This window comes from Roseibium sp. RKSG952 (genome assembly GCF_009711355.1).
The window spans coordinates 1-10,226 of record NZ_SMMF01000799.1 but is presented as its reverse complement, the minus strand read 5'-3'; the positions used below and the strand labels follow the sequence as shown (position 1 = coordinate 10,226).

Sequence of the window (10,226 nt, the reverse complement as noted above, 5' to 3'; positions counted from 1 at the left end):
TTCGCGGCACTTTCAACTAATGGCAGCAATTGTGCGCAAGGCTGACGGGGATTAAATCCAACCGCCAATATTCTTTGTTTACAAAGTATCGAGCACTTAAAATAAGTAAATAGCGTTTTCTTGCCGGAAGACGGCTATGCAAGCGTCCCGGTGGCGTTTCTCCGTGTGTTGGCACTCTTCCCGATGCATTCATTGCCATTTTTTGTTATGTTATATAATAACATTAAAGAGGTGAAACTCTTGGAGGTGACGGATGCATTCGCGAGGAAAAATGTGGCAGGCGGAGGTGCTAGATATTCTTCGGCGACGCCACGGTCCGGTCTCGGCCTATGATGTTCTGGAAACCTTGCGCAAGACGCATAAAAATATCTCTCCAACCACGATATACCGCGCTTTGTCTGCACTGACGAAAAGTGGTCAGGTTCATCGCGTCGAATCCCTCAATGCCTTCATTGCCTGCCAATGCGAAAGGCATCAGCATGCGTCGATCCTGTCGATCTGCGAACAATGCGGCTCGGTTGAAGAAAGCGTCGATCCCGACTTAGTGAAAGGCCTTTCGAGTGTGATTTGCAAATCCGGATTTTCTCCAATGCGTCATGTGATCGAAGTGCTCGGCACATGCGGTTCCTGCAGAACCGGGAAGGCGCAATCATGATAACAAGAAGAAAGAACCCTCATTTGCTTCTCGTTGGCGCCGGAGTGCGGCTGATTGGTGCACTTGTTCTCATAGCCACGCTGTGGGCGGGTTATTTCTGGGCGACTTCGACACCGGGCGGCTCATGACAGCAGCTCTGGATTTCCAAAACCTTACCCTTGGATACGATCGGTTCCCCGCGGTGCATCAGCTTCAGGCAAAGATTGCCGAAGGCAGCCTTACAGCAGTGGTTGGCCCCAATGGTGCCGGCAAATCTACCTTGCTAAAGGGAGTGACCGGTGTTCTGAAACCTTTGCAAGGCAGTGTGCAGTTCGGCACCTTTGGCCGCAAGAACATTGCCTTTCTACCTCAGCAATCGGATATCGACCGGGCATTCCCGTTGTCTGTGATCGAACTGGTCGCCATGGGATTGTGGAGAGAGATCGGGCCTTTCGGTTGGCTCGGATCCAAGCGGCGTGCACGCATAGATGCCGCCATCGCATCGGTGGGGTTGACCGGGTTCGAAATGCGCCCGATTGGCTCGTTGTCCGGGGGGCAGATGCAACGTGCGCTCTTTGCAAGACTTCTGTTGCAAGACGCACGTCTTGTTCTGCTGGATGAGCCCTTCACTGCGATTGACGCTCGAACCATGGCCGATCTCATTGAAGTGATCCGGAACTGGCACACTGAAGGGCGCACGGTACTCGCAGTTCTGCATGACTCCGATACCGTGCGCGCGCATTTTCCTCAGACACTCATGCTGGCGCGCGAGCTTGTGGCATACGGACCAACCGAGCAAGTTTTGACCGCCGAAAACCAGTTTCGCGCACGCCAGATGTGCGAGGCCTGTTCTGGGGCATTGCATATTTGCGGCCGGAGTGCCGCATGATCTGGGATATGTTCTTTCAGCCATTTGCTGATTTCGGCTTCATGCGACGCGCATTGCTCGGCTGTTTGGCTGTTTCACTGGGAGCAACACCGGTGGGTGTTTTCCTGATGCTCCGGCGCATGAGTCTCACCGGAGATGCGATGGCGCATGCGATCCTGCCGGGTGCTGCGGTCGGCTTTCTGGTTTCCGGGCTTTCCCTCGGTGCGATGACCGTCGGGGGATTGATTGCCGGCATGGCAGTGGCGCTCCTGTCCGGCCTGGTCACGCGGGTGACGGCCTTGCGTGAAGATGCCAGCCTTGCGGCCTTCTATCTCATCTCACTCGCTCTCGGTGTCCTTATCGTCTCGACTCGCGGCAGCAATGTCGACTTGATGCATGTGCTTTTTGGCACTGTTCTGGCGCTGAACAACGCAGCACTTGTTCTGCTTTGCACAATCGCAAGCCTATCACTTCTGGTGCTTGCAATCCTGTTCAGACCTCTTGTCCTGGAGTGCGCGGACCCGCAATTCCTGCGATCTGTGAGCACACTCAGTGCCGTCACGCATTTCGCATTCCTTGCACTCGTGGTGCTGAACCTCGTTGGAGGCTTTCACGCACTGGGCACGCTCATGGCGGTGGGCATCATGATCCTCCCCGCAGCCGCTGCGCGGTTCTGGGCAAACAGCATAGGCGGGTTGGTTGTCACAGCCATATTCATAGCATTTCTGTCCAGCTTGAGTGGCCTCCTGCTCTCCTATCACTACAGCCTGCCATCCGGTCCAGCGATCATCCTCGTCGCAGGTGTCGTCTACGCGGTATCCCTGGTGCTCGGATCGTCAGGCGGTCTCCTCGCAAAGGTGCGGCAGCGCCGCCCCCTTCAAAACTGAAAGGAAACTTGATGAAGTCCCGCAGAATTTCTCTCAAATCCGCTACGGCTCTTGCTGCCCTGTCCCTTGTGACGCCAACCCCGGTCTGGGCTGACGGTCCGACACCGGTCGTGGCAACCTTCTCGATCCTTGGCGACATGGTTGAACGCATCGGCGGCGAACATGTCGAGGTTACGACCCTTGTTGGGCCCGATGGCGATGCACATGTTTATCAGCCGACGCCGAAAGACGCCCGTTCCGTGAGCAAGGCCGAGGTTCTTTTCATCAATGGTCTTGAGTTCGAAGGCTGGCTAGAACGTCTCTCCGAGGCTGCCGGCTTTGACGGGTATCTGGTTGTTGCCACAAATGGTATTGATGCCATCCCATTTGATGAACATGATAGCCACGACGATCATGGCGATAAGGACACCGGGGCTGACCATGACCATGACCATGACCGTGGCGGAGAGCAACATGCCGAAGCCGAAGATGACCACGGTGATCACGGCCACGAGAAGCATGCAGAACATGACGCGCACGACGACCATGATGAACATGCCAGCGAAGGTCATGCAGGGCACGATCATGGAGCGTTTGACCCCCATGCATGGCAAAGCCCTGTAAATGCGGTGATCTATGTCGACAACATCACCGCTGCACTGGCCATCGCCGACCCGGCCAATGCCGGAATATTCTACGAAAACCGCAACGCCTATGTTGCGGAGATCGAGGCCCTTGATCAGGAGATCGACGCACTCCTGACGTCGCTGCCGGAAGATCGGCGCACCGTTGTCACGTCCCACGATGCTTTTGGATATTTTGCCGACTACTACGGGCTGACGTTCGAGGCCCCGCAAGGCCTAAGCACCGAGAGCGAGCCGTCAGCCGCTGATGTTGCCGAATTGATCACACAGATCCGTGACGACGGGATTTCCGCTGTGTTTGTGGAATCGATCACAGACAACAGGCTCCTGGAGGAGATTGCAAACGATACCAGCGCTACCGTTGGTGGAACACTCTATTCCGATGCACTGTCCGACGAGAATGGCCCGGCAGCAACGTATCTCGACATGATGCGTCACAACGCAACTACCCTGTCCCAGGCACTGGGGTCGTGAGGCAAAAAAACGCCAAAATACCTGAAAATTGGCCGGCGATCCTGCGACACCTAAAAAAACGCAGTGATCGCCGGCTTATGGATCCAAAACCACGGCATTGACAATTAGGGAGGCCAAAATGAAAACACGGGCTGCCATTGCCTGGGCGCCAAACCAGCCACTCGAGATTGAAGAGATTGATCTCGAAGGCCCCAAGGACGGTGAAGTTCTCGTCAGGATTGTCACGACAAGCCTGTGTCACACAGACGTCTTCACCTTGTCGGGCGAAGATCCGGAAGGCCTGTTTCCGTGCATCCTTGGCCACGAAGGTTGCGGCATTGTCGAAGAAGTCGGCAAGGGTGTCACATCGGTTGCACCCGGCGATCATGTTATTCCCCTTTATATTCCTGAAGATCCGGATTGCCCTTACATCAAGTCGGGCAAGACCAATCTGTGCCAAACCATCCGCAAGACCCAGGGTGCCGGCTTGATGCCGGACGGCACATCGCGCTTTTCATACAAGGGAAAGCAGATACTGCACTACATGGGGACCAGCACTTTCAGTGAATACACGGTATTGCCTGAAATCTCGGTGGCCAAGATCACCAAGGAAGCGCCGCTGTCCAAGGCCTCGGTCATGGGCTGCGCGATACCCACCGGCATCGGGGCGGTGCGAAATACCGCAAAAGTCGAACCCGGCGCAACGGTCGGGGTTTTCGGGCTGGGTGCTGTCGGGATGGCCGTTATTCAGGGCGCAGTGTTGAATGGAGCCTCCCGTATCATCGGGATCGATGTCAATCCGGCGAAATTCCCGCTTGCAAAGGCGCTCGGAGCTACGGAGTGCCTCAACCCGAGGGACTTTGACGGTCCGATCCAGAATGTTCTGGTCGAGATGACCAATGGCGGACTGGACTATACGTTCGAAGCGGTCGGGAACGTTCACCTGATGCGTGCCGCACTCGAAGCCTGCCACAAGGGGTGGGGTGAATGCACGGTTATCGGGGTCGCCGGTGCCGGACAGGAAATCGCGACACGTCCATTCCAGCTCGTAACCGGCCGGGTGTGGCGCGGGACGGCTTTTGGAGGTGTCCTGGGCCGCAGCCAACTACCTGGAATGGTTGACGAATGGCTGCGTGGCGACTTCAGCGTGGATCCTTACATCACGCATCACATGAACCATGACCAGATCAACACCGCGTTTGATCTTTTGAAAGCTGGTGAATCGATACGGTCGGTCATCCATTTCCGCCCAAGCGACACCATGACGCTTAATTCCCTACCCGGACAGGTGGTTTCCGAATAACTCCGAACTTTCTGTTACCAACGACCTATCTTGTAAAGAGCGGCAGTATCAGCATGGTTTTCTGACTGCCGCTCAAACAATGTCAGGACCAATCACTTCCCGAGGTTAGCCGCGTTTTCAATGTCGGCCCTTGTTACGTCGGACATGGTGCCGTGAACCCGTATTGTCACAATGGGTTTGCCCGGTTCAAGGACTCCGATCACCGTTTCAATATCCGGACACCCCGCGTCCCGGCAGGCGAGTTCGGCAATGGTGAGCGGAGTGTCTGCCGACAGGTCCATCAACTCCCGGACCCAGCCCTTTATTTCCGATGATTTGGCTGTCAACCGATTCATCTTCGGGGCCAACGGGTTGATGAATTTGGTCATCCGGCGATGGCCCGGTCCTGTGCGATGCACTTGCGGAAACCGTCCTCAAACCTGTCGCGGGGAAGGTCCCGGCCGATGAAAACAAGCCGTGTTGTCCGCCTCTCGTCCGGATTCCAGGGTCGCTGGTGATCGCCTTCCAGAAGCATGTGGACTGCCTGCACAACAAAGCGGTCGTCATCCCTGTCAAAAGCAATGATCCCCTTCATCCGCAACATGTCGGGGCCATATTCCTGGGCAATGAATTGGATCCATGGCAAAAACAGGGTCGGATCCAGCGGCGCATCGCTTGTGAGCGAGAAACTCGTGACATGATCATCATGATCATGGTCATGGAAATGCTCCAGAAATTCCGGTTCGATCTCAAGCACACGGTCAAGATCGAACGCATTGCGGCCAAGGATCTCAGTGAACGGAATCTGGCATCGTTCAGTGCGGTGGATCGTCGCCGTCGGATTAATCCTGCGGATCCGTTTTTCCACTTTCGACAGGTCATCTTCGCTGACGAGATCGACTTTGTTCAGCAGGATGATGTCAGCAAAGGCCAGTTGTTCCTGGGCTTCATGCGCCTTGCCGATTTCGTCAAGCAGGTGTTTGGCATCGACAACGGTCACGATTGCATCGAGTTTGGTCTTCGACTGCACGTCTTCATCCACGAAGAACGTCTGAGCCACCGGTGCCGGATCGGCCAGTCCCGTCGTTTCGATCAGAATCGCATCAAAATGATTGCGCCGTTTCATCAAGCCTTCGATGATCCGGATCAGGTCGCCGCGCACCGTGCAGCAGATACATCCGTTGTTCATCTCGAAGACTTCTTCATCCGCGTCCACTACGAGATCATTGTCAATCCCGACATCTCCGAACTCGTTGACAATGACCGCATAGCGCTTGCCGTGGTCTTCTGAGAGTATGCGATTGAGCAAAGTGGTTTTTCCGGCGCCGAGATAACCGGTAAGCACGGTGACGGGTGTCTTGTCTTGATTGTTCATTGTGACCTCCGGGAGAGATTGGTGAGACGATACGACGCCCGGGAAAGCAGCACGCTCATAGCATTGCGCGCGTCTCTCAAGGGCTTGGTAAAGGAAATGGGAGCAGCGTCGATCACTGCAGCAAACAAGTCGCGCACGGGGTTGGGATCTATCCCGTTGGTGATAAACACCAGCCGGCTCCGCCGGTCCGTATCGGGCCAGGCGTCGAGCCGGACAGGCTCAGAGACAGTATGTTGAACGGCATGCACGATGAGCGGCTGGTCCGGAACGTCTTCCGTGGCAAGGATTCCCTTGACGCGCAGCAAACGGTGCCCGGCGGATTTCTGCAACAGGCTCAGGAACTGGTAAAATTTCGCCTCCGGCAAAGGCTTGTCGCTGGTGATGCTGAATGTGCGGATACCCGCACCGTGCCTCGAATTGGCTTTTGCGTTATCTGACCGAGAGCTGTGACGAGGTTCCGTATCAACCACGGCTTCCAATGCAAGCCACCCGGCAACGTCTTCTCCCCGGTCTATCTCTATGTAAGGTCTGGGTGAAAACAGCGCATGAAGATTGACTGCCTTGCCATCAACGATCTCGGCGCTTGAATTGATTTCACGCAATTCGCAAGACAGCGCGTTCCGATCTGCAGCCTCCTCCGGGCTGGTTTCCAGATCGGTTTTTGTCAAAACAATCCGATCTGCGAAGGCCAATTGTTTGAGCGCTTCAAAATGATGTTCGACCGAACTAGCGCCTGACACCGTGTCGAACAGAGTTACGACCCCGGCCAGATAAAACTCAGTGCCATGCGTGACATACGGGTGTTGCCGTACCCTGTTTTTGCCTGAGCAGAGTGCATTGACTAGAGGCGCAGGATCGCCAAGCCCGCTCATTTCGACGATCACACGCGAGAACCGACCTGTCAGCCCGTCCGATGCAGCGTTGTGTAGATCAACCAGCGTTTGCCGGATATCAGTCGTATCCGAGCAACACAGGCAACCTGTCGAGACCTTCCGGATTGCTGTCTCACCCCGGCGAACAAGGAGGTGATCAACAGCGACATCTCCAAACTCGTTGATAATCACCGCTGTGTCATGAACCTTCGGGTCATTCAGGAACGCATTCAAGAGTGTTGACTTGCCAGCGCCCAGAAATCCGCTCAGCAAAAAAACCGGAATACGGTCAGGTATAGTCATATGCGTTTGTCATTTTCTATTGATTGCCTTGTCGGCTTGCGCTGGCTTCCCGGTATGCGACTAGACACAGCGTGAGGAGTGGTGTCCGGTGATAAGCCAACGCCCGCCGATCTCTTCAAGGGTGAACAGAAATCTGGCTTCTACGGTTTGCTCACCGGAACCGTTGCGAAGGTAAAAGGTATAAATTCCGCCAATCGCTACAGTTCTCAGCTCGTGGTTGATCCGGATCACTTCACCATCCACCAAACACTCTGAAACGCCATTCGACAAAAAAAACTCAAAATAGCGACGGCGCCCTTCCTCGGTAACAACGACCTCGTTGGATAGGGTGGGAACCAGAATTGCATCAGGCGCATAAAGGGCCAGAATCGCCTCAATGTGCCCGGAACCGACTGCTATCGTCCATTGTTTCAATACTGATCGGGCTCTGTCAAAACGGGATTTCTCAGAGGTTTGATCGTTTTTTGTTATGGCCTGGCCCAAGTCGCACCCCTCATCTCACACTCTTTTCACGGCCCTTTTTGGTGATTGCCCCGCCGTGAGCACCAGTGGTTGTTCGCCCTTTTCGGCAAACGAATTTCTCCCGAACCGACCTTTTTTGTTATGTTATAACATATTGTGGCAAAATCAAGGTTGTCTGGCCGTTTGCCTGCTGGAAATACAATCACATAATTCTGGTGCGCATGCCGATTGGATCACCCAGCCAACTGGTTCGAAGATCTCTCAAAACAGCGATTGACTGATATGTTATAACATTGCATTTGTGTTTGGATTTTTCGTCAATGGGATTATGAAAAACGATGACTTACGCTGCGAGTATTGCGGCCATGGCAGAGTACAGGAAACAACACGGGTTGCGGCCGTCTCGCGAAGATGCCGAGGCGGCTGTGCGTGTGTTACTCGAATGGAGCGGTGATGATCCGGATCGCGAGGGGTTGGTCGACACCCCCAGCCGGGTGGTGCGCGCCTATGAAGAGTTCTTCGAGGGGTACAACATCGACCCGGCTGAATTGCTCGCCCGCACTTTCGAAGAGACGAATGATTATGACGATCTCATCGTGCTTCGAAACATGCGGCTGGAATCCCATTGCGAGCATCATGTCGTGCCAATCATCGGAAAAGTGCATATCGCCTACCTTCCGGCCAGTCGCGTCGTAGGCATCAGCAAACTGGCGCGGGTGGTAGAGGTGTTCGCCAAGCGTCTCCAGATCCAGGAAACACTGACATCGCAAATTGCCGACACCATTCAAGAAGTGCTTCAGCCCCGAGGCGTTGCTGTTGTGGTCGAGGCGGCTCACATGTGCATGACCACCCGCGGAATCAAGAAACCGGGTGTTTCTATGCTGACCCGACGGCTTCTCGGTGATTTTCAAACCGACCCCGAACTTCGCAGAGACTTCTTGTCGTCAATTTCCACCTCAATCGGAGGCACCCCGACGTGACCGAAAATCAATTCTTTTCCCGCCGCATGTCTGTTGAGCAGGTCGAAGAAGGAACCGAACTGGCACCAAAATTCGACGGGAACGGTTTTTTACCGGTTGTCACAACCGATGCCGAGACCGGCGACGTTTTGATGATGGGTGTTATGAACGAGGAAGCCTTTTTGAATACGATCAAAACAGGCGAAGCGCATTACTGGAGCCGCAGCCGCAAGTGCCTTTGGCACAAAGGCGCGACCAGCGGCCTCATTCAAAAAGTGGTCGAAATGCGGATTGACGATGATCAGGACGCGGTTTGGCTGCGCGTAGCCGTTCAAGGTGGCGCCAGCTGCCACGTCGGCTATCGTTCCTGCTTCTATCGCACAGTGCCCGTCAATATGCAGCAGGGACCAGTCGAACTGAGCTTCACGGAGTTCGAAAAGACCTTTGACCCGGTCATTGTCTACGGTGATGCGCCTAATCCGACACTGTTGTGAGACCCATTCTCGCCGCAGCACAAACTGTCACCACCGGAATGGCCGTATTTCGCATATGAAGACTTGCCCGAAATTAGATAATTCGACGTGCTTTCTGGCACCCAATGACCGGCTTACGCCAATTGCCACATCCGGCAAGTTGCCAGAAAGCTCTTCGAACGGGCGTTTAAACGACCTCAATCGGACCGTGATCGTCGCAGTGTCCGTCATGTGGATGGTGCAAGCGGCCATTGACGAGATAGCAGATATGGTCCCCGTGCGGCACAGCCTCATGCCCGCAACCGGGGCCATGAACATGGTCCGGGTCATGACCCAATCCATTTGAAGCGAGAGGTGCGCAACCTTGCGGGTTCCGCGCCGAAACTTCAATAACATGGTCCTCGACAAGGCTCCCGTCCTGATGATGAAGGTGGCCGTCATGGAGGTAATCGACATGATCACCGTGACGTATCGCAGTGTGCCCGCAGTTCGGCCCGTGAACGTGATCATGGTTCGGGTCATGCGTCTTCTTACTGGTCACAAGATTTCTCCTTCGTTTTTCTGAGGGCTGGAATTGTTTTCCGAGGCATGGTCCAAAATGTCGCGCAAAAAGTGAACCACATGGTGATCAGCAAGCGCATAGTAAACGTGCTTTGCAACACGCCGTCGTTTCACAAGCCGTGCTGAATGGAGATGCTTAAGGCGTGCGGAAATCGTTGCAATCTTCTCTCCTTCCTGGCCTGCCAGCTCGGTGACACATCGTTCACCCTGCACAAGCAATAGAAGAAGGCGCAAACGTGCTGTATCGCCTGCGGCACGGAGCATCACGACCGCGTTCTCGACGTTCGCATCCGCCGGAAGGGGAAGGCGCGGATGTATCTCGTGACTGCCGTGGTTGCAGCTTGGCAGGTCAGAATCCATCATCACTCATGGCTTTCATTCAACAAATCCATTGAATGACATGACTGGAGCTTGGTTGCAATCCAAAACCGTTTTTTGCTGTCTTTCTGTGAGCGTCCGGCGAACCCGACCTGC

Annotated in this window: 13 protein-coding genes; 7 read left to right on the top strand and 6 right to left on the bottom strand. The window is 54.8% G+C overall.

Features of this window, described 5'->3' with window-relative positions; genetic code table 11:
• Positions 1-253 precede the first annotated feature (253 nt).
• The 5 genes from E1297_RS51250 (at position 254) to E1297_RS07400 (ending at position 4,768) form a co-directional block, all read left to right on the top strand.
• On the top strand, positions 254-655 hold the full coding sequence (locus E1297_RS51250) for a Fur family transcriptional regulator (RefSeq protein ID WP_155135931.1): 402 nt from the start codon (positions 254-256) through the stop codon (positions 653-655).
• Positions 656-779: 124 nt separating this feature from the next.
• The gene (gene aztA, locus E1297_RS07415) at positions 780-1,523 is read left to right on the top strand and encodes a zinc ABC transporter ATP-binding protein AztA (RefSeq protein ID WP_155135928.1); all 744 of its coding nucleotides are present in this window, start codon (positions 780-782) and stop codon (positions 1,521-1,523) included.
• Positions 1,520-2,389 carry a metal ABC transporter permease gene (locus E1297_RS07410; protein WP_155135925.1) on the top strand — a complete coding sequence of 290 codons (870 nt, stop codon included), beginning with the start codon at positions 1,520-1,522 and terminating at the stop codon, positions 2,387-2,389. Before aztA ends, E1297_RS07410 begins: the two co-directional genes overlap by 4 nt.
• 11 nt (positions 2,390-2,400) lie before the next feature.
• Positions 2,401-3,486 carry a metal ABC transporter substrate-binding protein gene (locus tag E1297_RS07405; protein WP_155135922.1) on the top strand — a complete coding sequence of 362 codons (1,086 nt, stop codon included), beginning with the start codon at positions 2,401-2,403 and terminating at the stop codon, positions 3,484-3,486.
• 118 nt (positions 3,487-3,604) lie between these two features.
• On the top strand, positions 3,605-4,768 hold the full coding sequence (locus E1297_RS07400) for an S-(hydroxymethyl)glutathione dehydrogenase/class III alcohol dehydrogenase (RefSeq protein WP_155135919.1): 1,164 nt from the start codon (positions 3,605-3,607) through the stop codon (positions 4,766-4,768).
• A gap of 92 nt (positions 4,769-4,860) precedes the next feature.
• Here the strand turns inward: E1297_RS07400 and E1297_RS07395 are convergent, their stop codons facing one another.
• The 4 genes from E1297_RS07395 to E1297_RS07380 are packed head-to-tail and all read right to left on the bottom strand — an operon-like array spanning position 4,861 to position 7,711.
• Positions 4,861-5,136 carry a nitrate reductase gene (locus E1297_RS07395; RefSeq protein WP_155135916.1) on the bottom strand — a complete coding sequence of 92 codons (276 nt, stop codon included), beginning with the start codon at positions 5,134-5,136 and terminating at the stop codon, positions 4,861-4,863.
• Complete coding sequence (locus E1297_RS07390; protein WP_155135913.1) at positions 5,133-6,122, bottom strand: GTP-binding protein; 990 nt, start codon at positions 6,120-6,122, stop codon at positions 5,133-5,135. Before E1297_RS07390 ends, E1297_RS07395 begins: the two co-directional genes overlap by 4 nt.
• Positions 6,119-7,297 carry a GTP-binding protein gene (locus tag E1297_RS07385; RefSeq protein WP_155135910.1) on the bottom strand — a complete coding sequence of 393 codons (1,179 nt, stop codon included), beginning with the start codon at positions 7,295-7,297 and terminating at the stop codon, positions 6,119-6,121. Before E1297_RS07385 ends, E1297_RS07390 begins: the two co-directional genes overlap by 4 nt.
• 60 nt (positions 7,298-7,357) lie before the next feature.
• On the bottom strand, positions 7,358-7,711 hold the full coding sequence (locus E1297_RS07380) for a nuclear transport factor 2 family protein (RefSeq protein WP_209015688.1): 354 nt from the start codon (positions 7,709-7,711) through the stop codon (positions 7,358-7,360).
• A 386-nt stretch (positions 7,712-8,097) separates the two neighbouring features.
• Here E1297_RS07380 and folE point away from each other — a divergent pair, with 386 nt between their 5' ends.
• Both folE and hisI read left to right on the top strand, forming a co-directional pair.
• Positions 8,098-8,739 (top strand): GTP cyclohydrolase I FolE, encoded by a 642-nt coding sequence (folE, locus tag E1297_RS07375; protein WP_155135904.1) that lies wholly within the window; start codon positions 8,098-8,100, stop codon positions 8,737-8,739.
• Between the two features lie 26 nt (positions 8,740-8,765).
• Positions 8,766-9,212, top strand: a complete 447-nt coding sequence (gene hisI, locus E1297_RS07370) for a phosphoribosyl-AMP cyclohydrolase (protein ID WP_155135934.1) — start codon at positions 8,766-8,768, stop codon at positions 9,210-9,212.
• 166 nt (positions 9,213-9,378) lie between these two features.
• On the opposite strand, the gene E1297_RS50225 is transcribed toward hisI, so the two are convergent.
• A complete protein-coding gene (locus E1297_RS50225; protein WP_244327670.1) occupies positions 9,379-9,732 on the bottom strand; it encodes a hypothetical protein in 354 nt (117 codons plus the stop codon).
• Entirely contained in the window at positions 9,729-10,115 is a 387-nt protein-coding gene (locus E1297_RS50220) for a helix-turn-helix transcriptional regulator (protein WP_244327669.1), read from the bottom strand. The genes E1297_RS50225 and E1297_RS50220 overlap by 4 nt, the downstream gene beginning before the upstream one ends.
• Positions 10,116-10,226: the final 111 nt, after the last annotated feature.

What these genes read in the sequence shown, in the direction of transcription:
- E1297_RS51250 (WP_155135931.1), top strand. Translation starts at nt 254, where the DNA reads ATGCATTCGCGAGGAAAAATGTGGCAGGCGGAGGTGCTAGATATTCTT.
- aztA (WP_155135928.1), top strand. Translation starts at nt 780, where the DNA reads ATGACAGCAGCTCTGGATTTCCAAAACCTTACCCTTGGATACGATCGG.
- E1297_RS07410 (WP_155135925.1), top strand. Translation starts at nt 1,520, where the DNA reads ATGATCTGGGATATGTTCTTTCAGCCATTTGCTGATTTCGGCTTCATG.
- E1297_RS07405 (WP_155135922.1), top strand. Translation starts at nt 2,401, where the DNA reads ATGAAGTCCCGCAGAATTTCTCTCAAATCCGCTACGGCTCTTGCTGCC.
- E1297_RS07400 (WP_155135919.1), top strand. Translation starts at nt 3,605, where the DNA reads ATGAAAACACGGGCTGCCATTGCCTGGGCGCCAAACCAGCCACTCGAG.
- E1297_RS07395 (WP_155135916.1), bottom strand. Translation starts at nt 5,136, where the DNA reads ATGACCAAATTCATCAACCCGTTGGCCCCGAAGATGAATCGGTTGACA.
- E1297_RS07390 (WP_155135913.1), bottom strand. Translation starts at nt 6,122, where the DNA reads ATGAACAATCAAGACAAGACACCCGTCACCGTGCTTACCGGTTATCTC.
- E1297_RS07385 (WP_155135910.1), bottom strand. Translation starts at nt 7,297, where the DNA reads ATGACTATACCTGACCGTATTCCGGTTTTTTTGCTGAGCGGATTTCTG.
- folE (WP_155135904.1), top strand. Translation starts at nt 8,098, where the DNA reads ATGACTTACGCTGCGAGTATTGCGGCCATGGCAGAGTACAGGAAACAA.
- hisI (WP_155135934.1), top strand. Translation starts at nt 8,766, where the DNA reads ATGTCTGTTGAGCAGGTCGAAGAAGGAACCGAACTGGCACCAAAATTC.
- E1297_RS50220 (WP_244327669.1), bottom strand. Translation starts at nt 10,115, where the DNA reads ATGATGGATTCTGACCTGCCAAGCTGCAACCACGGCAGTCACGAGATA.